21 protein-coding genes are annotated in these 22,822 nt (G+C 68.9%); 8 read left to right on the top strand and 13 right to left on the bottom strand.

The window, feature by feature from the left end; translation table 11 throughout:
• Positions 1-10 precede the first annotated feature (10 nt).
• From J3A75_RS35065 to J3A75_RS35075, 3 genes are read left to right on the top strand one after another with little or no spacing between them, the layout of a single operon-like run.
• On the top strand, positions 11-1,708 hold the full coding sequence (locus J3A75_RS35065) for a cbb3-type cytochrome c oxidase subunit I (protein WP_209651297.1): 1,698 nt from the start codon (positions 11-13) through the stop codon (positions 1,706-1,708).
• On the top strand, positions 1,705-2,382 hold the full coding sequence (locus J3A75_RS35070; RefSeq protein WP_012329941.1) for a cytochrome c oxidase subunit 3: 678 nt from the start codon (positions 1,705-1,707) through the stop codon (positions 2,380-2,382). Before J3A75_RS35065 ends, J3A75_RS35070 begins: the two co-directional genes overlap by 4 nt.
• Entirely contained in the window at positions 2,379-2,675 is a 297-nt protein-coding gene (locus J3A75_RS35075; RefSeq protein WP_012329942.1) for a cytochrome C oxidase subunit IV family protein, read from the top strand. The genes J3A75_RS35070 and J3A75_RS35075 overlap by 4 nt, the downstream gene beginning before the upstream one ends.
• 7 nt (positions 2,676-2,682) lie before the next feature.
• Here J3A75_RS35075 and J3A75_RS35080 read toward each other — a convergent pair whose 3' ends face one another.
• The 4 genes from J3A75_RS35080 to J3A75_RS35095 form a co-directional block, all read right to left on the bottom strand.
• Positions 2,683-3,165: a DUF421 domain-containing protein gene (locus J3A75_RS35080; RefSeq protein WP_209651298.1), complete on the bottom strand. Its 483-nt coding sequence runs from the start codon at positions 3,163-3,165 to the stop codon at positions 2,683-2,685.
• 200 nt (positions 3,166-3,365) lie between these two features.
• Entirely contained in the window at positions 3,366-3,584 is a 219-nt protein-coding gene (locus J3A75_RS35085; protein WP_012329944.1) for a hypothetical protein, read from the bottom strand.
• The gene (locus J3A75_RS35090) at positions 3,568-3,792 is read right to left on the bottom strand and encodes a hypothetical protein (protein WP_244413340.1); all 225 of its coding nucleotides are present in this window, start codon (positions 3,790-3,792) and stop codon (positions 3,568-3,570) included. Before J3A75_RS35090 ends, J3A75_RS35085 begins: the two co-directional genes overlap by 17 nt.
• Positions 3,789-4,013 carry a hypothetical protein gene (locus J3A75_RS35095; RefSeq protein ID WP_012329946.1) on the bottom strand — a complete coding sequence of 75 codons (225 nt, stop codon included), beginning with the start codon at positions 4,011-4,013 and terminating at the stop codon, positions 3,789-3,791. Before J3A75_RS35095 ends, J3A75_RS35090 begins: the two co-directional genes overlap by 4 nt.
• Before the next feature lie 1,111 nt (positions 4,014-5,124).
• On the opposite strand from J3A75_RS35095, the gene J3A75_RS35100 reads away from it, so the two are divergent.
• The gene (locus tag J3A75_RS35100) at positions 5,125-5,871 is read left to right on the top strand and encodes a MauE/DoxX family redox-associated membrane protein (protein WP_209651299.1); all 747 of its coding nucleotides are present in this window, start codon (positions 5,125-5,127) and stop codon (positions 5,869-5,871) included.
• Between the two features lie 226 nt (positions 5,872-6,097).
• Positions 6,098-6,256, top strand: coding sequence for a hypothetical protein (locus J3A75_RS35105; protein WP_209651300.1), 159 nt, complete (start codon positions 6,098-6,100; stop codon positions 6,254-6,256).
• A gap of 482 nt (positions 6,257-6,738) precedes the next feature.
• On the opposite strand, the gene J3A75_RS35110 is transcribed toward J3A75_RS35105, so the two are convergent.
• Entirely contained in the window at positions 6,739-7,599 is an 861-nt protein-coding gene (locus J3A75_RS35110) for a hypothetical protein (protein ID WP_209651301.1), read from the bottom strand.
• A gap of 59 nt (positions 7,600-7,658) precedes the next feature.
• Between J3A75_RS35110 and J3A75_RS35115 the strand changes: the two genes are divergently transcribed.
• Both J3A75_RS35115 and J3A75_RS35120 read left to right on the top strand, forming a co-directional pair.
• A complete protein-coding gene (locus J3A75_RS35115; RefSeq protein ID WP_012329951.1) occupies positions 7,659-8,078 on the top strand; it encodes a hypothetical protein in 420 nt (139 codons plus the stop codon).
• 291 nt (positions 8,079-8,369) lie between these two features.
• Positions 8,370-10,349, top strand: a complete 1,980-nt coding sequence (locus J3A75_RS35120; protein ID WP_209651302.1) for an AI-2E family transporter — start codon at positions 8,370-8,372, stop codon at positions 10,347-10,349.
• 88 nt (positions 10,350-10,437) lie between these two features.
• Here the strand turns inward: J3A75_RS35120 and J3A75_RS35125 are convergent, their stop codons facing one another.
• The 5 genes from J3A75_RS35125 to J3A75_RS35145 all read right to left on the bottom strand — a co-directional run bounded on the left by J3A75_RS35125 (position 10,438) and on the right by J3A75_RS35145 (position 17,297).
• Positions 10,438-10,899 carry a low affinity iron permease family protein gene (locus tag J3A75_RS35125; protein ID WP_209651303.1) on the bottom strand — a complete coding sequence of 154 codons (462 nt, stop codon included), beginning with the start codon at positions 10,897-10,899 and terminating at the stop codon, positions 10,438-10,440.
• A 180-nt stretch (positions 10,900-11,079) separates the two neighbouring features.
• A complete protein-coding gene (locus J3A75_RS35130; protein ID WP_209651304.1) occupies positions 11,080-13,629 on the bottom strand; it encodes an HWE histidine kinase domain-containing protein in 2,550 nt (849 codons plus the stop codon).
• Between the two features lie 605 nt (positions 13,630-14,234).
• On the bottom strand, positions 14,235-15,365 hold the full coding sequence (locus J3A75_RS35135) for an SMP-30/gluconolactonase/LRE family protein (RefSeq protein ID WP_209651305.1): 1,131 nt from the start codon (positions 15,363-15,365) through the stop codon (positions 14,235-14,237).
• A 43-nt stretch (positions 15,366-15,408) separates the two neighbouring features.
• Positions 15,409-16,578, bottom strand: a complete 1,170-nt coding sequence (locus J3A75_RS35140; RefSeq protein ID WP_209651306.1) for a zinc-dependent alcohol dehydrogenase — start codon at positions 16,576-16,578, stop codon at positions 15,409-15,411.
• Positions 16,579-16,589: 11 nt separating this feature from the next.
• Positions 16,590-17,297: an SRPBCC family protein gene (locus tag J3A75_RS35145; RefSeq protein ID WP_089231091.1), complete on the bottom strand. Its 708-nt coding sequence runs from the start codon at positions 17,295-17,297 to the stop codon at positions 16,590-16,592.
• Between the two features lie 1,038 nt (positions 17,298-18,335).
• On the opposite strand from J3A75_RS35145, the gene J3A75_RS35150 reads away from it, so the two are divergent.
• The gene (locus J3A75_RS35150) at positions 18,336-20,237 is read left to right on the top strand and encodes a PAS domain S-box protein (protein WP_209651307.1); all 1,902 of its coding nucleotides are present in this window, start codon (positions 18,336-18,338) and stop codon (positions 20,235-20,237) included.
• 74 nt (positions 20,238-20,311) lie between these two features.
• Here the strand turns inward: J3A75_RS35150 and J3A75_RS35155 are convergent, their stop codons facing one another.
• The 3 genes from J3A75_RS35155 to J3A75_RS35165 all read right to left on the bottom strand — a co-directional run bounded on the left by J3A75_RS35155 (position 20,312) and on the right by J3A75_RS35165 (position 22,792).
• Entirely contained in the window at positions 20,312-21,157 is an 846-nt protein-coding gene (locus J3A75_RS35155) for a Crp/Fnr family transcriptional regulator (protein ID WP_209651308.1), read from the bottom strand.
• 66 nt (positions 21,158-21,223) lie between these two features.
• The gene (locus J3A75_RS35160; RefSeq protein ID WP_127992969.1) at positions 21,224-22,321 is read right to left on the bottom strand and encodes a two pore domain potassium channel family protein; all 1,098 of its coding nucleotides are present in this window, start codon (positions 22,319-22,321) and stop codon (positions 21,224-21,226) included.
• Between the two features lie 108 nt (positions 22,322-22,429).
• Positions 22,430-22,792, bottom strand: a complete 363-nt coding sequence (locus J3A75_RS35165) for a hypothetical protein (RefSeq protein ID WP_012329961.1) — start codon at positions 22,790-22,792, stop codon at positions 22,430-22,432.
• Between the last annotated feature and the right edge of the window lie 30 nt (positions 22,793-22,822).

Genomic DNA, 22,822 nt, shown 5'->3' on the forward strand with positions numbered 1-22,822 from the left:
GAGAGCGCGCATGAGCAGCCGCGTCGCGCAGAGCCCCCTCAGCCTCGCCGACCCGGACGAGCTGGCCCTCGGCCTGCCCGAGAGCTACCTCGCGGCCGGGAGCACGCTCGGATCGTGGCTCACGACCACCGACCACAAGCGCATCGCGATCCTCTACGCGCTGTCGGTGACCCTGTTCTTCTTCATCGGGGGCGCGGCCGCCACGATGGTGCGGCTGGAGCTGTTCACGCCCCAGGCCGACCTCGTCGGCGCCGACACCTACAACAAGCTGTTCACGCTCCACGGCGTGATCATGGTGTGGTTCTTCCTGATCCCGTCGATCCCCACCACGTTCGGCAACTTCCTGCTGCCCCTGATGATCGGCGCGCGGGACCTCGCCTTCCCGAAGCTCAACCTCGCGAGCTGGTACCTCAACGTCGTCGGCGGGCTGATCACCGCCGCCGCCGTCGTGGCGGGCGGCATCGACACCGGCTGGACCTTCTACGTCCCCTATTCCACCACCTTCTCCAACACCGCCGTCACGGTGGGCGTGCTCGGCGTGTTCGTCTCCGGCTTCTCGACCATCGCCACGGGGGTGAACTTCATCGCGACCACGCACCTGCTGCGGGCGCCGGGGATGACGTGGTTCCGTCTGCCGCTCTTCGTCTGGGCCATGTACACGACGAGCCTGATCTTCGTGCTCGCCACCCCCGTGCTGGCCCTGACGCTGCTCCTCGTCGTGGCCGAGCGCAGCCTCGGCCTGCCGATCTTCGACCCCGCGAAGGGCGGCGACCCGATCCTGTTCCAGCACCTGTTCTGGTTCTACTCGCACCCGGCCGTCTACATCATGCTCCTGCCGGGCATGGGTATCGTCTCGGAGGTGATCACCTGCTTCGCGCGGCGGCGGATCTTCGGCTACGAGTTCATGGTCTACGCGCTCGTGGCCATCGCGGTGATCGGCTTCTTCACCTGGGGCCACCACATGCTCACCTCGGGCATGTCGCCCTACGCGGCCCTGATCTTCTCGTTCCTGTCCTTCGTGGTCGCCGTGCCCTCGGCGATCAAGGTGTTCAACTGGACCGCCACCCTCTATCGCGGGCAAGTCGGGTTCGAGTCGCCGATGCTCTACGTGCTGGGCTACATCGGCCTGTTCACGGTGGGCGGCCTGACGGGGCTGTTCCTCGCCTCGATCCCGATCGACGTGCACGTGCAGGACACGTATTTCGTCGTGGCGCACTTCCACTACATCATGGTCGGCGCGACCGTCTCGGCCTACTTCGCCGGGCTGCACTTCTGGTGGCCGAAATTCACCGGTCGAATGTACCCGGAGACCTGGGCGAAGTTCTCAGCCGTGCTGATGTTCTTCGGCTTCAACCTGACCTTCTTCCCGCAATTCATCGCGGGCTACCTCGGCATGCCGCGACGCTACCACGTCTACCCGCCGGAATTCCAGGTCTGGAACGTGCTCTCCTCCTCCGGCGCCGCGGTGCTGGCGGCGGCCTACCTGATGCCGCTCGGCTATCTGACGTGGTCGCTGTTCTTCGGCGCGCGGGCGGTGAACGATCCGTGGAACGCCGCGGGCCTCGAGTGGCGCACCACCTCGCCGCCGCCGCGGGACAACTTCGTCGGTCGACCGGCCGTGCTCGGCAAGCCCTACAACTACCACCCGGAGGGCGCGGTCCCCCTCCAGGACCAGCCGCGCGTCCCCTCGCAGGGCTCGCTGACATGAGCGATCCCGCCGTCGCCCCCGACGCCCTGCTCCGCGAACCGTGGGACGGGCTGAAGCTCCCCGAGGACGCGGCGCTGTCCGCCCAGCGCTTCGGCGCAACCTTCGGCATCTGGATCTTCATCGCCAGCGAGGTGCTGTTCTTCGGGGCCCTGTTCCTGTTCTACGCCGCCGTGCGGCTGGAGCACGCCGAGGCCTTCGCGCAGGCGGCCCGGGAGACGAACATCGTCTACGGCACCCTCAACACCGCGATCCTCCTGACCAGCGGGCTGACCGCCGCCGTCGCCTCGCGCGCCTCCGACCACCCGTCCCTGCGCCGCCTGACGCTGTGGTGCCTCGCGGCGACCGCGCTCCTCGGCCTCGCCTTCCTGGCCGTGAAGGGCCTGGAGTATCGCGAGGACATCGCCGAGCACCTCGTGCCGGGAGCGGCCTTCAAGCTCAAGGAGCCCGCCACGCAGCTGTTCTTCGGCTTCTACTGGCTGTCGACCGGCATTCACGGCCTCCACCTGATGATCGGCGTCGGCCTCGTCGCGCGGCTGGTCCGGATCGGCTGGCGGGACCCCGGGCGCCTGCCCGGAAGCCCGCAGGTCGAGGTCGCGACGCTCTACTGGGGGTTCGTCGACATGGTCTGGCTGTTCCTCTACCCGGCCCTCTACCTCGTGGGGCGCGCGGGATGAGCGCCCCCGTCTCCGCGGGCGCGATCTGGCGCCGCGTGCTGCCGGTCTGGCTCGGCCTGATGGCGCTGCTGGCGGTCGGCTGCGCGCTCGCCTACGCGCCGCTGGGCGCCTGGAACCCGGCGGTGAGCTTCGCCGTCGCCGCCACGCAGGCCGGTCTCGTGGCCCTCCTGTTCATGCGCCTCGTCCGGGCCCCGGCCCTGATCCGCCTGACGGCCGCCTGCGGCCTGTTCTGGTCGGCGATCCTGTTCACGCTGACCCTGGCCGACGTGCTGAGCCGCCTCGCGCGGACCTGACGCCGGCTCAGCTCGCCCGCTTCACCGTGATCTTGCCGCTGGGCTCCAGGGTGATCCGGGCGGTCTCGCCGACGCTGTCGATTCCCGCCTGCCGCAGCGCCTCCGCGAGATCCGCCGCGCTCACCGACTGGCGCAGCCAGGCGGCTTCGTCGAGCCGTCCGCCGCGGCTCAGATCGATCGCCGCACCCTCGACGAGCCGCGCCAGACGCGAGGACCGCGTCGCGCCCTGCGCCAGCAGCCAGTGGAGCAGCACGAGGATCGTGCTCGCCGCCATCGTGCCGAACAGCGGCGCGCTTCCGGTCAAGGCCCGGCTGAGGGAGGAGCTGAGCATGATCGACACGACGATATCGAGCGCCGACCACTTGCCGAAGGTCCTCCGGCCCGAGAGCCGCATCAGCAGCAGCCCGTAAGCGAAGATGAGCACGGCGCGCGCACATTCCTGCCAGAGGGTCAGGTCGCGGCCGGTGCCGAAGAGGGTGTCGAGGAACATCGCGGTGACCTCTGGGTGCCCGAACCCTCCGACAGCGCAACCGCGCTGCCGCGGGATCCCACGGGCCGCAGGCGCGGCCTGGAAATAGGTCACCTGAAATCGACCCGAGGCACTCCGTCCGCACGCGAGCCGATCCGATCGGGCGGAATGCCATCGGCGCTTACCGAAAGCGGTCAGTATCGCGCCTTCTCCGGCAAGGGTTACTGTGCTCGCCCCGGCCCGTCCCTCAAACCCAATCGCAAAGCCATCGCGAGCAGGGCGCTCAGCGTGATCCAGTCACCGCCATCGATCCGCCAGCGGGCGAAGTCGTCATCCGGTTCAACCGTGTAGCCGTGACACTGAAGGACCGCGACCGCGTCGAGCACTGGGTCATCGCTTTCGTCTACGCGGGTATTGTTTCGGTCACGAGCGTGGGTCATGGCTGCGGCTCACCACATCCGCGATCTGGAACAGGAGGTCGCCCACGACGCCGATCGGCAGCAGGACGCAGAACTCACTGTCGTCGGGCGAGCGCAATCGAACCGCCAGCGTGTCGCCGCCGTCGATGATCTCGACTGATCGCACGCCCGCGGCTCCCAGTACGAACGGGACCTCGTTGTACGACGCCGTCATCCTGAGGCCGATCACGCGGCTTCCGTCTCGAGGGCGACGTCGGCCAGATAGGCCGCTAGGCGCGCGCGAGCCTGAAAGTCCGACGCTTCGATGACGAAGCCCGCACCGCCGGGGGACGTGTCATAGCGTCGAAGAACGGATTCGGCCTTGAGCGCAGCCTCTCGCTCAGTCGTCGCGAGGAGGATGCGCCGGTCGCCGTTGATACAGATCGTGATGCGGAATGGAGCGCGCTTCATGCCTGGACCGCCTAGGTCTTCTCGCCGCGCTATCGCGATCGATTGGTCCAGTTACGGTCAAGCTGGCAAAACCGTTCCTCGAGCCGAGCGGGGATTTCTGGTCGCGTTATTCGCGGCGGTCTCCATCAGGCTCACACTCGGCGCACCCGTTAGATCGCCGGGGGGATGCGTTTCAACGATCTGGCATTCGCCATCGTCCAGGTCGACGGAGGCTGAGGCCCAGCCCTCGATCAAAGATGGAGACGCAGGTCGGCTCCACGGCCCGCGCGCAGATGACGGCCGCGCGCGGCACTCCGACCGGCTTCTCAGCCGAACCCCGGACATCGGCAAGCTCAAGATCCGTGAGGAGCACGAACTCCGGGAAGCGCCGGAGCGATCGAACCGGCGCCCGTGGTGGACCGCGTGTCGCCTCGGTCACAGCCGGCACGCCCATGCGGTGACCGCGCTGAGGCTGCGATAGCGACTGGACGCGAGGCACTCGCGCAGCCGCCGCGCCCTCTTCCTGGATGATCGAGACGGTCCGGTGCATCTCACGGGCATCGCCGGAGTGATCCATCTTCGGATTGTCCTTTACGATACAGCTGACACAGCGCGATCTCCCTGCTCGGGGTAGGCTCAGGTGAGACAGCGCTTGAGGCGCTTCCGCCGTCCGGAACGGATCGCTCAACCGTTCGGAGGCGACATCGGCGGATAGCCAAGGACTATCGGATGGATACAGCCTCGGTGGGCAGCCGGTGAGGGGGTCATTCAAGGAGACGAGGAGCGGCGCGAGCGACCACCGCGGCTGTGTCTGCTTCGGTGTCTCGATCGACCAGAAGCGGACGGGCAGACAGCCACCCGCCTCGGACGCCGAGGGGAGGTGCCAACCATCAGGCGCCGCCCCCTCAATCTGACCGACTTTGGTCGTCTTCGAAGCACCGCTGATCGTCGGCGCGGTGTTCCCAGCCCCGCCGACGCTGGTAACGCTCCCCACCATCAACGCATTTGTGAAGTGTCGGGCACCGGCGTCGGGCAACCAATGCCGTGCGGTGTCCGTCGAGAAGATGACTTGCCACCGGGTCACCGTCGCGCAGCGACGCCGTTCCCGACCCGCATCGAGCCGGAGCCGACCATGCCGTCAGCCGCCCGCAAGGCCGTCCTGTACCGGATGGTCACCCCCGAACACACGTGCCCCTACGGCCTGAAGGCCAAGGACCTGCTCGAACGCCAGGGTTTCGAGGTCGAGGATCACCTCCTGACCGACCGGGCCGAGACCGACCGCTTCAAGGCCGAGCACCAGGTCACGTCGACGCCGCAGACCTTCATCAACGGCGCGCGCGTCGGCGGCTTCGACGACCTACAGCGCCACTTCGGCAAGGCCGCCAACAATCCGAACAAGCCGACCTACACGCCCGTCATCGCGGTCTTCTCGATGACGGCGCTGATGGCCTTGGCGGCCAGCTACGCCGTGTACGGCACGCCGCTGACGATGCGCGCGGCGGAGTGGTTCGTCGCCTTCAGCATGTGCGTGCTCGCCCTGCTGAAGCTCCAGGACGTCGAGTCGTTCTCCTCGATGTTCCTGGGCTACGACCTGCTCGGGCGGCGATGGGTCCGCTACGCCTACGCCTACCCGTTTCTGGAGGGGATCGCGGGTGTCCTGATGGTGGCGGGCGCGCTGAACTGGATCTCGATCCCGGTGGCCCTGTTCATCGGCACGGTCGGGGCGGTGTCGGTGTTCAAGGCGGTCTACGTCGATCAGCGAGACATCAAATGCGCTTGTGTGGGCGGGGCGAGCAAGGTGCCGCTCGGCTTCGTCTCGCTGACTGAGAACGTGATGATGGTCGCGATGGCCCTTTGGATGCTGGCGATGCACCACTGAGCGCCGCCCACGCCAGCCCGTCGAGCCGCCTGAACCGTGCGCAGTCGCCTGAACCGTGCGCAGTCGCCGATGGCGCAGGCATCATGCCAGGTCGCGGCCAAGCTTCGTGAGGTCGCGGCCCAGTGACGGGCATCCAGCCTCGCGGACGTACCCCATGGGACCGCTCCGCCCCGTGCGCCGTCTCCGGTCGGTGACCGGCGGCATTCGGGGACGAGGCAGGCGTTTGATGGTCCGCGAACCGTCACTGGCCGTGCTCGGGGCGATGACGCTGGCGGGCGACGTCTTTGCGGCTTCCTCGCCCGCCCTGGCCGACCCGCCGCGGGCCCGGGGCGAGTGCGGCTTCCGCTACGGCGGTTTCGGCGGATACAGCTGCAGCCGCTGGTGAGGCGGCATCCGAAGCGGCCGCGGGGCCGACGATGACCGAAGCGTTTTCGGGCCGCCGCCGGCTCAGCTTGGCTAGATGACCGGCCGCGCCTCGCCCTCCCCGCCGCGAAGCCCCATCGGCACACCGTAGGGCGGTGGCATCGCCGCTTTCCGTCCAAGCTGCCGATCAGGCCTCGCTCTCCAATAAAGCCCCAGCCGACGATGGAACGGTCCCTCCGGGAGCGCCGTTCCTGGCCGCGCGTCACGCCAGCACGTGACCGACACCGGGCGAGGCCACCCCGCGCAAGTCGACGCCCGCCGCTCCGAAGGCAAAACCGGCTCCAGAGCGGGTTTCGCCTCGCGATACACTCATGCTCAACACGATGAATCTCGCGCATTCCGCTGCCGTTAATGTTGGCATCGTGCGCGGATATTGCCGTTTTTGCTGGAACGGTTTGCGCAATCTGCCCGTTTCAGCGCCGTACGATCAGTCAATCGGAGATTCTACATGCTGAAGCACGTTCGCGTCGCCGCCCTCGCGACGACCTTCGTCATCGGCGGTGCGGCCATGGCCCTCGCCCAGTCGTCCTCGACCGTCGGCACGGGCGGTTCCACGGCGGGCGGCGGGACCAGCTCCTCCACCGTGGGCACGGGCGGTTCCTCCTCGGGCTCCGGCACCGGTTCGGGCTCGTCCTCGACGCTTGGCACCGGCGGCTCGTCGGCGGGCGGCGGGACCAGCTCCTCCACCGTGGGCACGGGCGGCTCGTCCGCGGGTTCCGGCTCCGGCTCGTCCTCGTCGATGGGCACCGGCGGTTCCTCGGCGGGCAAGGGCACGAGTTCCTCGTCGATGGGCACGGGCGGTTCCTCGTCCGGGATGTCGGACGGCGCGGGCAAGTCGGGCAGCGCCGCGGGCCATGACAAGAGCGGCCCCGGCAACTCCGAGAACGCCCCGGGCCACAACAAGCGCTGACCCTCGGCGGGTGCAAGCACCGGGCGCGGTCCGGGAGGATCGCGCCCTCCTTGTCTTCGAGGAGACCGGAACATGCCTCGCCTGATCATGCCGTTACTCTGCGGCACTTTCATTCTCGCCGGCTCGGTCGCGGGCCACGCCCAGACCAGCACGGTCACGACCGGCCCGAACGGCGTCTCCGGGAGCACGACCGTCACCACCGGCCCGAACGGCAAGCCGTGCAAGGTCGTGCATTCCGATGGGGCGGGCGACACCGGCTCGATGTCGAGTTCCGTCACGGCCGGTCCGGGCGGCGTCAGCAGTGCGACCACGGGCGGCCCCTCGGTGACGACGAGGTCCGGCAACGGATCGAGCAGCAGCTCGGCCTCCAGTTCGAGTTCCGGCGGCACGACCATGACGACCACCGGAGACGGCGACTGCGTCGTCACCGTCCCGAAGGGGAAGTGAGGATCACATGACGACGAAACACATCGTTCCGCTCGCGGCCCTCGGGCTCCTCGTCGCACCGGCGCTCGCGTTCGCCCAGTCCAGCGCCACCGGGGGCTCGGCCGGCTCGGCCGCGGCCGGCGGCACGTCGGCCTCGACCGTCGGCACCGGCGGCACCTCGACCGGCGCAGACGGGTCGACGGGTTCGTCGCTCGCGACCGGCGGAAGCGCGGCGGGCGGCAAGACCAACGATCGTTCGCACGTCAACGGGACCGGGAACGGAGGACTCAACGGGCAGTCGAAGGCGATGGCCCACGACGGTGGGACCTTCTCGAAGTCACACACGAAGACGAAGGTCCGCGACGGCGAGGTGGAGTCCCGCACGAAGACCATGGCGCACGAGCCGGGCTCGAAGCCGGTGAAATCGACCACCACGACCGGCCGGTGACGGCATCGTCCCGGCGGATCGACTCGCGGGCGCGCGTGCCGGCGATGGGGTGGGGCGAGGCGACCATCTGACGACACTCCCGATGGGCCGGCGCCGCGCTGATGGCCGTGCGGTCCATGCTGCCGTTCCAGCTTCCCACTCGAAGCGGCTCGGCCCGGACGACGCGCTCGGGAAAAGGTGTGACGACATCGGTCGCCGGGCCATGCCGCGAATGAGCCGAAGCTCGCGCAACGAGGTTGTCCCAACGGTGTGCCGCACGAGGTCGGCGCAGCGACGAGGAATTCACGCCGCATGCCTGTCGACGACGCCCTGCCACGCCAACCCGCCCAGGTCCCGCCGCCGCTCGTCCCGGGCCTGCGCGGGCTGCTGACTCTCGCGGTCGGCGTCGTGCTCGTCGCGGCGCTCTACTTCGGGCGCGAGGTTTTCATCCCCCTCGTCCTGGCCGTGCTGCTCAGCTTCGTCCTCGGGCCGGTCGTCAACCTGCTGCGGAAGGCCAAGCTCGGGCGCGTACCCTCGGTCATCGTCGCGGTCCTGCTGGCCCTCGGCGTTCTCGGCGGCATCGCCGCCGTCATCGGCACCCAGGTCGCCGGGCTCGCCGGTAACCTGCCGCAATATCAAGCCACCGTGCAGAGGAAGGTCGCGGGCCTGCAGCAGGGCTGGCTGGGCGAGGCCAACCGCATCCTCCAAAAATTCAACCACCAAGTGCACGACGTGACCCAGAAGGCGGACGCAGCCGGCACGACCGCCGCGACCGGACCGGCGGGCGAGACGCCCAAGGCGCAACTGGTGCGCGTGGAGCAGCCCGAGCCCTCGCCCTTCGCGCTGGCCGAGAAGGTCCTGGGACCCATCGTCTCACCGCTGACCGACATCGGCATCGTCCTCGTCGTGGTCGTGTTTCTCCTCCTGCAGCGCGAGGACCTGCGCAATCGCATGATCCGCCTGTTCGGATCGAGCGACCTGCACCGCACGACGGTGGCCATGGACGACGCGGCCGGCCGCCTCGGCACCTACTTCCTCGCTCAGCTCGGCATGAACGCGACGTTCGGGGTGATCGTCGGGATCGGCCTCTGGTTCATCGGCGTGCCCAACCCGCTCCTGTGGGGCGTGTTCTCGGCGATCATGCGCTTCATCCCCTATATCGGTGCCATCGCCTCCGGCATCCTGCCCGTGGCCTTGGCGGCCGCGGTCGACCCGGGCTGGTCGATGGTCATCGCGACCGCGGCGCTCTTCCTCGTCGCCGAGCCGCTCTTCGGGCAGGTGATCGAGCCGCTGCTCTACGGCCACTCCACCGGGCTCTCGCCCTTCGCGGTGATCGTCTCGACCCTGTTCTGGGGCTTCCTGTGGGGGCCCATCGGCCTGATCCTGGCGACCCCGTTCACCGTCTGCCTCGTCGTGCTCGGCCGCCACGTGGACAGCCTGGAGTTCTTCGACGTGCTGCTGGGCGACCGGCCACCACTGACGCCGGTGGAGAACTTCTACCAGCGCATGCTGGCCGGCGACCCGGACGAGGTGCGCGAGGTCGCCGAGGCCATGCTGAAGGACCGCTCGCTCTCCTCGTATTACGACGAAGTGGCGCTCAAGGGCCTGCAACTCGCCGCCAACGACTTCGCGCGCGGGGTGGTGACGCCCGCGCAACTCGACAACATCCGCGCTTCGGCCCGCTCGCTGGTGGAGGACTTCGAGGACCATCCCGACGCGCCACCCGCGGGCGACGACAAGAAGGTGAACCCGAGCGAGACCCCGACCCTGGCCGAGCGGACCCACACCCGTACCGAGGCCGTACCGGGACAGGCACCGCCGCGGGACACACTGCCTGAGGCGTGGCGCGGGGAGGCACCAGTCCTGTGCGTGGCCGGGCGCGGCCCCCTCGACGAGGCCTCCTCGGCGATGCTGGCCCAGCTGCTGCGCAAGCACGGGCTCGGCGCGCGCGTGACGCCCTACCGGGCGGTCTCGCGCGAGGGCATCCGCGACCTCGACGTGACCGGCGTCGCCATGGTGTGCATCTCCTACCTCGACATCACCGGGAACCCGGCGCACCTGCGCTATCTCCTGGAGCGGGTGAGGCGCCGGGCGCCGGGCGTCCCGGTCCTGGTGGGCCTCTGGCCGGTCGGCGAGCGGGTGCTCACCGACGCCGCGCTCGGTCGGGAGGTCGGAGCGGACGTCTACGTGTCCTCGCTCCGTGACGCGGTCGAGGCATGCCTCAGGGCGGCCGAAGGCGCGACCCGCGGCCCGGGCGTCGGGGATCGAGAGGCCTTCGCCATGATCCGATGAGGGGCCGCCCAGACGCGGTTCACCGAACCCGGGCTCCCGAGCTCGGTCCCATGCAGTGACGCGCGCCGCAGCTGCATCGCCGGGCCCGTCAGCTCGGGTAGTTCGGCGCCCCAGCGACCCGGGCCGCCGCCTCGCGGGCCCTGGCGTCTGCCGCGGCCTCGGCTTGGTTGGCCGCCGCTGCGATGGCACCGGGCCGGACGCCATTGTATAGCGCAAGACGGGCGCGCAGCTCGTCGAGTTCCTCCTCCGTCAGGTTCTCGATGCCGATGAAGCGGTTCTGCGCCGCGCTGGCCCGGATCAGCTCGTCGAGCTTGGCCTGGATGGCCGCCCCGTCCCGGTTCTGGGTGTTCTGGATCAGAAACACCATCAGGAAGGTGACGATGGTCGTGCCGGTATTGATCACGAGCTGCCAGGCATCGGAGTAGCCGAACAGGGGGCCGGTGACCGCCCAGACGACGATCAGGCCGATGCTGGTCGCGAACGTCGATGGCCGACCAGCGGCCCGGGCGACCCGTGAGGAGAACTCGGCGAAACCCTTCGGCGTAGTCACCGTCCCGACCTCCGACCATCTTCGGCCGCACGCCTGAGCCCCGCGGCCCCCGGGAGCGTTCCGCCGGCGGACGACGGATACGGCGAACGTGCTTGGACCGTTCCACCACGAGACCGCGAGGCCGGGCGTGGGGGCGCTCCGGGACCGTGCCTCTTGCTCCTGGCCGATAGGATCCCGGGCTCAGCGCCGCGGGGAGCGACCGAACGCCTGTCGCAGGCTGTCAGCCCCGTAGGGCTTCTTGATCACCGGCACGTCGCCCAGGTCGGGCGGGACCTGGAAGCTCTCGCCGTAGCCGGTGGCGAACGCGAACGGGATGCCGAGCTCTGCGAGCCGCCGGGCGACCGCGACGCTCGTCTCGGCCCCGAGATTCACGTCGAGGAGCGCGCGGTCGGGCGGCGATGCGTCGATCAAGCGGAGCGCTTCCCGGACGGAGGCCGCCATGTCGACCGCGTCGGCTCCCAGCGCACTGAGCACCTCCTCCGCCTCCAGCGCGATGATCATGTTGTCCTCCACAACCAGCGCGGTCCCGTCGAACGAGACGGGCTGGACTCCCTCAGGCTTCGCGGCCCGCACTGCCCGAGGCGGCGCGGCCCGGACGAAGGCGGCCGGGATGGAGAGCCGCGCGGCCAGGCCGGTCAGCGCGTAGCGGACCTCGGCCTCGCCCTTGAGCTCGTAGGGGACGGATCGCTCGATGATCGTCGAGCCAAAGCCCCGCCGGGTCGGGGCCTTGACGGCGGGGCCGCCTGTCTCGGTCCAGTGGACGACGAGGCTGTCGAAGCCGTCCCGCTCCCAGCGAACGTCGACCCGGCCGCCGCTGTCGCTCAGCGCGCCGTACTTGGCCGAGTTGGTCATCAGCTCGTGCACGACGAGCGCCATGGTCGTGAAGGCCTGTGGTTCGAGCAGGACATCGACGCCGTCGAGGACGACGCGGTCCGCTTTGGCGCCGAGGTAGGCCGCGGCCTCGACGGTGAGGAGCTCGGCGAGGGAACCCGGTCCCCAATTGGCGGAGGTGACCTGGTCGTGGGCCCGGGCGAGGGCCTGGATGCGGTCGCCGACCACTTCGGTGAAGTCTTCCGCATCGCCGGCGCTGGCCCGGCTCTGGGTGACCACGCCCCGGATCAGGTTGAGGATGTTGCGCACCCGGTGGTTCAGCTCGGCGATGAGGAGTTCCTGCCGCTCCTGCGCTTCCTTGCGCTCGCGCTCGGCCGAGTCGCTGAGCCGGAGGATCACCTCCAGGAGCGTGACCCGCAGCGCCTCCGCCGTGCGGGCTTCCGCATCCGTCCAGGGGAGCGACCGGCCGTGCACGACCTCCCGCCACGCCTCGAAGCTCTTGCGCGGGGTCAGGCGGACGCCGTTCGGACCGAGGCTCGCCGGCTTTTCCGGATTGCCCGCCCACGTTACGGTGCGCGCCACCTCCTTTCGGAAGAACACCAGGAAGTCGCGCGGCGTGCGCGACACGGGCACGGCCAGCATCCCGGCCGCCCGCTCGTTGAAGTCGCGGCCAGGCTCGTGGAACCGCCCGATCTCGTCCGTGGCGTAGACCCGGCTCGCCGCCGTGCGGTTGAGGAAGCGCACGAGGCCGGTGAACTCCTCGCGCGTCGGCGTCATGCCCTGCAGCGTGACCTCGCCGTTCACCCACAGGCCCAGCCCGTCGCAGGCCACAATGCCGGAGAGCTCATCGGCGAAATCCGCCAGCCCCTCCAGGCCGGCACCGCCCGAAGCCATGGCGCTCATCAGGCGGTTGTGCGTCTCGCGCGCCAGCGCCTCCTGGGCGGCGAGGACCTCGCGCTCGCGGCTCTCCAGGATCCACGAGAACATCTGGCCGAACAGCTCGGCGGCGGTGCGGCGCTCCAGGGAGATGTGGCGCGGCTCGGTGTGGTGGCAGGCGAACAAGCCCCAGAGTCGGCCGTCGCGCAGGATGGAGACGGACAGCGAGGCGGCCACGCCCATGTTGCGCAGGTACTCGAGATGGATCGACGACACCGTGCGCAGGGTTGAGAGCGACAGGTCGAGGGGCTCGCCCGCGGGATCGTGCGGCGGGATCACCGGGATGGCCGGCGCATCGACGTCGGCGATGATACGCAACCAGTTCCGCTCGTAGAGCGCGCGGGCCTGCTTGGGGATGTCCGAGGCCGGGTAATGCAGGCCGAGATAGCGGTCGAGACCGGACCGCACGGCCTCGGCGATGACCTCGCCCGAGCCGTCGGGGGCGAAGCGGTAGACCATGACCCGGTCGAAGCCGGTGAGCGCCCGCATCTGTCGAGCGGCCTCGCGGCAGAGCGGCTCGAACTCCGCGGTCTGCTGCAGGCGGGAGACCATGTTGCGCACGAGGTTGCCGGCGCTGAGGTGCTCCGGCGCGCTGGGCTCGGCCTCGATGATGATGGCGCCGCCGGACACGTGCAGCGCGATGTCGAAGACGGGCTTGTCCGGCACGAGGCGGACCCCGAAGACCCGGTCGACGGCGTCGGGCCCGCGCAGGGTTTGCAGGTGGCCGCGCAGCAGGTGGATGGCCTCCCGATCGACGATCGCATCGAGCGGCAGGCCCAGGAGGTCCTCCGCGGGACGTCCGAGCCATTCTTGGGCGTTGGCGCTGGCACGCACCAAGATCCAGTCCGAGGAGACCGCGAGCAGGAAGCCGAACGGCTGCACCGTGCCGAGCACGTGGATCGGCTCGCGGTCGCAGGAGGTCAGATCGACCGGCGCCCCCTGTTCTTCCGTGCTCGCGTCCATGCGCCGCTTATCGCTCCGCGGATCCCGGTCGACACTCGATCTCGCCATCGTTCGAGTAATGCGGAGGGGCGGCAAAGGTATCCGCCCAACCTCGGTCGTCGGCCGGTCAAGCCGTAGCGCGCCGCGGGGACGGCTTGCGCCCGTCGGGCAAGATGTTCGCGAGGTGGTCGTGCACCATCCCGGCAAGGAACGGCTTGCCGATCAAGCGCCCCTTCGCGCATTTCGCTGTGGCCTGGATACGCCCGGTCCGAGGCGACGACGATCGCCATGTCTTCGGCCATCGCCGCGCGGCCTCGCGGGCCACGGCGAAGCCGTGATGCTCGAAAAGTGGACCGGCGAATATCCGCCCGTCGGAAACATCTACACAGGCGGCTATCGTTGCCTGTGAACGGAGCGACAGCCTCGGAGCGGGCCTACCGGATAAGTTGACGGGCTCCCGCCGATTCATGTCAGTCCTATGGAGCCGCCCTGCATCACCGGGTCGCGAGGTCCGGTGTACAGGACTGCTCTCACACGCCCGGCTTTGATGAATCACCTGTATCGTTCGAGCCGGCGTTGCAGGCTGCCGGAGGGACTGGCTCTACCGCCGTTTTCCGATCCTCGCGTCACCGCTTCCCTTCGATACGCCACAGGTGCGTCGTGAGGCGCGGGCCATTCTCGGGCTTGAACCAGCTCATGTCTTGGATGCGCGAGCTTGTGACGTAGATCGTGCCGTCGGGTCCCTCGGCGAACGTGTCGGGCCAGCGCAACCGGTCGTCTTGCACGAGGGTCGTGTCGCGACCGATCTCCCGGACTTTCACGGCGTTCTCCTCGATGGCGCTCAGGTAGAGCCGCCCGCTCTTGTCGATCCATAAGCCGTCCGTGGGCTCCATGGCGCCGACCCGCTCGACACGGGCTTCCAGCTCCCTCCCGGACAGGCGCGGATCGTCGAGTGCCTCGGTCGCGACGCGATACAGCGTCCGGCCAGTCAGCGCCTTCCAGTAGAGATGACGACCATCGGGGGAGAGCGCGATGCTATCGGCCGCGAAGTCGACGCCACGGCCGTCGGGCCGGCGCAATTCCCGTCCGTCCGTGCTCACCACCACACCGCTTTCCGGTTGCGTGCTGGTATGTCCGTCGAGGACACGGCGCGCGTCACCGCTCTGGAGATCGACGACGACGAGCGCGCCCTTCGCGCCCGAATCTGTCAGGTACGCGCGCCGTCCATCTGGGCTGAAGCGCACGTCGTTGAGGTAGCTGCCTTGGGGCGCCACCGCGTCGGCGAACGGGATGGTTTGCGCGACCTGATTGGCCTTCAGGTCAATCCGGACGAGCTTCGGTCCACCCGGCACGACGCGCGCGGTCGCCGGAGCCGCGGCATCGACCACCCAGAGGCTTCCGCGACCGTCGGCTACGACGCTTTGCACGCAGACGAAGTGGTCATGCGGCGTGAGTTCGTTCTTCTTGACGTTCCGCCAAGCGTTCCATTCGACATTCGGGTACGGTTTTGCTTGGCCGTCGCCCGTGATCTCGGCAACGGAGACGGGGGCATCTTCGGTCCAGCGGGGGAAATTCACGAAGATGCGCCCGTCCGCCGCGACCGTCACCCCGGTCACCTGGTGCTCAAATCTTGCCACGAGCTGCAGCCGCCCCGCTCCACCCGGCTTCGGAGCGTCATTCTGCTGCGCGAGCGACGCGCTGCTGAGGAGGAGCGCCAACGCAAAGGTGATGGCTGCAGGGGCTGCGAAGCCTTTCATGATCCCCTCTCGGCAGGTGCGGGCTCGCGGTGGGCAGCGGCTGCTACGGCGCAAACACCGCGCGCACGCAGCCGTCCGTCTTGTGCTTGAACATGTCGTAGCCGCGCGGTCCGTCCTCGAGGGAGAAGCGGTGGGTGGCGAGGTAGGCCGGATTGAGCTCTCCCTTCGCGACATGCGTGAGCAGCCGGTCCATGTAGGCCTGCCCGTGCTGCTGGGCGGTGCGCAAAGTCATGCCCTTGTTCATGATGACGCCCATCGGGAACTTGTCGATCATCCCGTAGACGCCGAGCACCGACAGCGTGCCGCCCTTGCGGCAGGCCATGACGGCCTCGCGCAGCGCCTGCCCGCGGTCCGTCTCCAGGCGCAGCGCCTGCTTCACGCGGTCATAGGCGTATTGGGATCCGGTGCCGTGCGCCTCCATCCCGACGGCGTCGATGCAGGCATCCGGCCCGCGCCCGCCGGTCATCTCCTTCAACGCCTCCAGGACGCTGTGCACTTGCGTGTAGTCGAGCGTCTCGGACCCGGCGTGCTCGCGCGCCATCCGCAGGCGCTCGGGAAAGCGGTCGATCGCGATCACCCGCTCGGCGCCCATCAGCCGCGCGCTCTGCTGCGCCATCAGGCCGACGCCGCCGCACCCCCACACCGCGACCGTGTCGCCCGGCCGGATGCCGCAGAAATCGGCGCCCATGTAGCCCGTGGGCGCGGCATCGGAGAGGAACAAGGCCGTCTCGTCCGCGACGCCGTCGGGCACCTTGAAGCAGTCCACGTCGGCATGCGGCACGCGGATATACTCGGCGTGCGACCCCGCATAACCCCCGAAAGCGTGCGTGTAACCGTAGATGCCGGCTGTCGGATAGCCGAGCAGCGGCTCCTGGAGTTCCGGCTTCGGGTGTGTGCAGTCGCAGAGCGAGAAGAGCTTCTCCTGGCAATACCAGCATTCACCGCAGGCGATGAACGAGGGGACGACGACCCGGTCGCCTTTCTTCACCTTCCGCACCTCCGTGCCGACCTCGACGACCTCGCCCATGAACTCGTGGCCGATCACGTCGCCGGCTTTCATGCTCGGGATGTAGCCGTCGATGAAATGCAGGTCCGAGCCGCAGGTGGTCGACAACCTGACCTTCAAGATGGCGTCACGCGGGTTGACGATCTCGGGATCCTTGACGGTTCCGACGCGCAGGTCGTTGACGCCGTTCCAGTAGAGCGCGCGCATGTCCAAGCTCCTCAGCGGGAATCACGCCGGGCCGCCGGCTGACGATCGGTGGTGGGGACCTCGCCGGTCAGGACAAGGCTCTTGAAGTAGTGAAGCGCTTTCGACGCGAGTTCCTTCGGCACGACGCCGTCGAAGAAGCGGGCGGCCACGTCGCCCAGCATGCCCCCGGGGGGATCGAAGCGGACGCGCAGCGTAACGACCGTGCCGCGGCCGCCCTGAGCCGCGCGGAAGCGGACCTCGCACGCGGTCACGAGCGCGCTGCCGCCGTCCGCGCTCGCGCGGATCAGCTCGCCCGGCCGCTCCTCGGTGATCTGCATGACCCAGGCATGGCTCTGGCCGAGCGGGCCGTCGGCGCGCCACTCGGTCCGTCCGTGTCCGCTCGGGCGGATCTCCGCCAAGAACGCCATGATGCGCGGAAGGGTCTGCGGATCTCGCCAGACCCGATAGAGTTCGTCGGCCGGGCGCTCGACGGTGATGGAAGACTCGACCTCGGGCTCATCGCCCCAGCCGTGCGGAGCGTCGGTTTCTCGCGCACGCCCTCGACCCGGCTGACCGAGCTGCTGCGCGCCGAGGATGGCAAGAGCCGCTGCCCCAGCCGCACCGGCCAGCGCCCATCCGACACCACCGAGGCCATGCCCGGCGTGCGCGCGCGAGCCGGCCGGAACCCGATCATGCCCCCGTGGGTCGCGCGGTCTGCCGTTTCCGTGTCGATCATCCACGGGTCACCCCCTTGGTCAGAGTGCTGCGAAGTGCGGACTTGCGTGATGGTCCGGCGGCGTAGCGGGATGCGGAGCGACCCGCTCCGATCTGCTCGGCCGTTTCGCGTTTGGACAACAGCGGCTGGAGGACCCGGGTTTGATAAGGGGTGACCCTAGGGATGTTCCCGGCCGTTGCGCGAGCGGGCAAGCGTCGGCGCAGCGCCGACCTCCGTTCATCGATCGCTCATCCTCGCGCGGGGATCTGGCGGGCATCGGCCTGACGAACGCCGTCGGGCGGTCATGGCCGGAGCCACGAGCTCGGACAGCATCTCGGCGCCGAGCCGGTCCGTCAGGCGCGCGGTGCCACGCAACCGTATACGGATCGTAGTTTCCCCGCCCGGCGATATTCGTGTCGGTGCCGCCGTCGAGCATGCGGTCGAGCACACCGCGCGCAGGCATGGACGTCGAGCGATCCGCGCTGAGGTATCCCGAGGGGCGATCGTGCTCTAGCCCTCCCGTGCGGAACACGGTGCGCGGGACACGGCCGAAGGCGTCGGATGCATTCCGAGCGCCTGTCCGGGCCGGGGGCGCAGCATCACGCCATGTAAGCAGCGGGGTCGCGCGCGGAGCGGCCGGCGAGAGCCGGCGATCCGCGAAGGCGGCATGTCAACGTTCAGCCAACCTCATCCGGTGGGTGGACCCGTGCAGGATCGGGACCTGGGGCAGAATTGCCGCCCCTCCCCCGCTGGCTCAGCTCCCGACGCGATCAGAGCCCGAGCGGCGCGGCTCTGGAAAACAATGACCCTGCGGAGGCAAGAAGGCCTCTGACCGAAACGCCGCAGCGGCAGATCCAGGCAAGCTTATCTGGCATCGACGGATGGTTACCGGCCCTCTTTGGCCCATGTCGGCTGGCGCCTGTTCGGACTCAGGATCATCAAGCTAACATATTTAATATTACGCCGACCGATACGGATTCAATGATGTGGTGGGCCATGATGATCGTAGACCGGGGCCGAGCTCTGATCCGCCACGTCGACAGAAGCCAGTGAGGAAGCCGACGTGGGATCCGGAGATTTCCTCACGGGAGGCGGTCGAGTCGCCGTCCGCATCCGTGAGCGTGACTGGACAGCCACGTCGCTCGGCCCGATCGCGGCGTGGCCGGACGCATTGCGGCACGCATTGAGCAGCATGCTCAACTCGGCCTTTCCAACTTACCTCGCCTGGGGACCAGACCTCATCAGCTTCTACAACGACGCGTACCGACCCATCCTCGGCATCAAGCCCGAGGCGCTTGGGCGTCCTTTCCCCGAGGTCTGGGAAGAGGCCTGGGACCAGATCGGGCCTGTGATGGAACGAGCGCTGCGGGGCGAGGCAAGTTATCTGGAGGATTACACCGTTACGGTGGATCGCCACGGCACGCGGGAGCAGAGTCTCTGGACGTTCGCCTACTCGCCGGTTCGGGACGAGCGCGGCAGCGTGCGCGGCGTCCTCTGTCACGTTCATGAAACCACCGCGCGGATCCTGACGGAGCGGCGTCTCCGATGCGCCATTCAGGAGATCGAGGCACACCGAGCGCGCTTCGAGGCCCTGATCGAACATCTCCCTTTCGGGGCCGGACTCTTCGGGGCCGACGGGCAAGCCCTGATCACCAATCCCCTTTATCGCAGATTCCTCCCTGACGGCTGGCCGCCCTCTCTCGATCCGGAGGTGCAGCCGCGCTGGACGGGCTTCGACGCGGAGGGCCGGGTCGTCAGCCCGTACGACTACCCTTTCGCGCGGGCGATGCGGGGCGAACTCGTGAAGAACATGAGCTTCCTGCACCGAACCCGTGAGGGCGACGAGTGCTGGATGCGCATCAGCGGCATTCCGGTCCACGGAGGCGATGGCGTTGTTCGGCAAGCCATCGTTGTGGTGCAGGACGTCGATCGGGAGAAGCGCGCCGAAGCGGCTCTGCGCGAGAGCGAGGCCCGATTTCGGCGCTACGCCGCGCATTCGGCAAACGTCCTCTGGCTCGCCGACCTGACGAGCGGGCGACTCGATTACCTCAGCCCGGCCTTTGTCCAGGTCTGGGGCATGCCCTGCGCGGATATGCCGGATCTCGCGGCTTGGCTCGAGAGCGTCCACCCGGAGGACCGTGACGCCGCGGCGCACGCGCTTGAGCGTGTCGGCGACGGCGAGACCGTGGTTCTGGAGTACCGGATCCTGCGCGCGTCGGACCACGCCGTGCGCCGGATCCGCGATACATTCTTCCCGATCCCGGCGGAGCACGGCCGCGTCCGGCTCGTGGGTGGGATCGCGCAGGACGTCACCGTCGTGACCAGCCCGCGTGCCTATGTGGTCACGGGCGGGGAGGATGCCCGGCACGCGCTTGTCGGTGCCCTGCAGGCCGCCGGGTACGCCGTTCAGGCCTTCGCGAGCGATCAGGCCCTCCTCAAGCTGGCGGGCTCCCTGATGCCGGGCTGCGTCGTGCTGGACTTGGAGCACACCGACGCGTTCGTGACCGCGAGCCAGCTGAAGGCGTCTTGCGCGCACCTCCCCGTCGTGGCGGTCGGGGCGGGCGGGGGCGATGTCGGGATCGGCGTGCGCGCCATGAAGGCGGGGGCGGTCGATTTCCTCGAAGCGCCCTGGACAACGGAGGTGCTGCTCCTCGCCGTGAAGACGGCTCTGGCCGGGATCCGCGACGTCGCCGAGCGGTCGCGCGCGCTCGACGAGTCTCAGGATCGGATCGCGGCTCTGTCCGGGCGCGAGCGCGCGGTGCTGGAGGGCTTGCTCGCGGGCGGCACCAACAAGACCATCGCCCGGACGCTGGGCCTGAGCCCGCGCACGGTGGAGATCCATCGGGCGCGGCTCATGGAGACGCTCGGCGCCCATACCCTGCCCGAGGCCGTCCTCATCGCGTCCGCGGCCGGCGTGCGCCCCGCCCAGCAGGAGGGCGGCAAGGCCGAGCCCGGCGGCCGGTAGATGCGGTCCGCTCGGCACCTCGCAGCGGCGGCGGATACGGAAGTGGCGTCGCGGAAGCCGGGATCGGCGTTGCGTCAGGCCGGTGGTCGCACACCATTGCGAGTGCCGGCGCCCCGCGCCCGGTACGAGGGCGAGAGATACCCCGCCTCGAACTCTGCGAGTTGGCGAAGTTGGCGCGGCGCGAGGATCCGCAGCCGACGTTCGCGCAGCGTGATCAATCCGTCGCGCCGCAGGACTTGCAGCACGCGGTTCACGTGGACACTCGACAGACCGAGCGTTTCGGCCAGCTCCCTCTGGGTCAGCGGCATATCGAACTGCCCGGCCGCGGTCTCGCCGATCGACCCGAGGCGCTCCAGTAGTTCGCACAGAAGGTGGGCCATGCGCTCGGGACCCGAGCGCATGGCGATATTGGCCATCCACTCGCGGGCAGTCGCCTCCTCGGTGAGCTTTGCCCTCTGCAGCGCCAGCGCGATACCGGGATGCCGGTCGAGCAGGTCGAAGTAGACCGCGCGCGGGACCTCGGCGATCCGACAGGGGGTCAGGGTTTCGATCGTGTGGTCCAGGGGGTAGCCGTGGATGGCGCCCCGGTCGCAGAGATCGCCGGGGATGAGATAGGCGAGGATCTGGCGCCGGCCTGACGCGCAGCGCTTGAGCCGGCCGGCGAAGCCGGCCGCGACGATCAGGGCATGATCGGCCACGCCGTCCTGCTCCACGAGGGCGGTGTGCCGCGCGATCGGCCGAACATACCGAGTCAAGCCCGCGAGCGCCGCCCGATCCGGCACCGTGAGCGGGGCAAGCCCCTCGAGCTTGCGGATCAGCGCGGATCTGGGTTCGCTTCCTACCGGAGCCGACGGCCGTGGCGGACGAACACGCCTGGATACGGCGGTATCCGTGACGGTCATGGGGACGACGGTCTCCATAAGGGCCTCTCCGAAGACGGGCCCTATTCACCTGTCCCGGCGCCGGACGTACATCCGGCCCGTTCCTTAGGACCTCTCCGATCCGCGCGCTTCGATGTCTTCGCTCCGATACGCCATTGCGGGCGCAAGCCGGGCGATGTGCGGCCACCAGCGCGCGCGCAGGTCGACATAGGCCTGCGCTGCTGCCTCGTCTCGGGCGACCGCGATGCCGGCCTCGGCGAGCCGGGATGCCGCCGCCTCCCAATGGGTGCGCCAGCGCTGCCGCTCAAGCGGATCGACGCCCGTCACGACTGCCGGATCAATCGACAGAAAGGTCGCCTCGAGGGTGACGACCAGCATCTGGGCCACCCGCCAGAGTGCCTCGATCGCCGCGGCCTCCTTCAACCATGCCGTGTCCTCGCCCGCGATGGTGCTGCGGATCAGCGACGCAGTGTCGAGCGCGAGGTAAGCTTGTGCCGAGACTGAATAGTAAGGTTGTCGGAAGCGAAAGTAGAACAACACTGGATAGAAGTGATGAGTCTCCTTCATCTCGGCCATCCCCTGGCCGAGAGAGACGAGGTGACTGTAGCCGCCGCTGAACTGCCCGCGCGGTCCGAGCCGGGCCAGCAGCTCTCCCGCGTCGGAGGTGCCCGCCGAGAGGATATGAAGCTGAAGGCCGAGCGCGTTGCGCTGCCGCAGGGCGCCGTAGACCTGCATGACGTAGGTCAGGACCAGCGAGGTCACCGACATGCCGATCAGCGAATTCACCAAGTAGACGAGCCGATAGGCGTCTGTCGTGGGCTTGAAGTCACTGGCGCCGACGATCGCCATGCTGCTGCCACCGGCGTAGAGCGCGGTGAGAAAGTCCGCGGGTGTCGGGCCGCTGGCCGCCTGCACGCCGGTCCCGAGCCCGGGATGGATGATGAGCCCGGCGCCGAGGGTCAGGCCGACGGCCCAGAACAGGACGTAGAGGAGGAGGATGACGGGTCCGCAGAAGGACAGCACTGCCCCGCGGTGCGTCCCGGTCGCCTCGGCGGCGCGGCGAAAGGCCATCCAGGCGAGATGCGCGACCCGTTCGGCGATCAGGCCGGTGCCGATGCGGGCGTAGAGAACGGTCAGGAAGACGTCGAGGAGAACGATCCCCATCACGAGGACGCCCGACGCGCGTTCGAGAACGGACACCATGATCAGCCTGTCGCGAGGCCCTGTGCGCCGTAGGCGCCACTCTCGGCGCGAACCGGCCGTCGCCGTTCCCGTTCCTGCGATCCATCCTTAGGATAATCCCTGTCGGGATCAGGCAGGCGGCCGAGCATCCAGAGACGCGCTCGGTTCGGCCGGCAGCCGCCCGCAGGACTCGGTGTCGAGCCGGTATCGCTTCTCGACCGCGCCCCAGAACGCGCATTTCAGCTCCGGGCACCGGTGGTCGAGCACCGCTTCGATGGCCGCGGCGGCTTCGCGCGCGCAGGCATCACGGTCCGCATCCGGGACAAGATCGATCATGGCGCCACTCCAGGCCAGCGGCCAGCCGCGGCGCGCGTGGGAGAAGAAGTAACGGTCGGCGTCGCCCACAAGGATCCGGACATCTCCGTAGGTTCGATGCGGATTCGATCCGATCCTCCGATAAATTCGCGCGCGGTCTGAGAAATGCGCCCGCATCGGATACTTCCTATGGATTCGTCCGCAGGA

The sequence above is a fragment of the Methylobacterium sp. PvP105 genome, assembly GCF_017876975.1.
GTDB classification, from domain to species: Bacteria; Pseudomonadota; Alphaproteobacteria; order Rhizobiales; family Beijerinckiaceae; genus Methylobacterium; species Methylobacterium radiotolerans.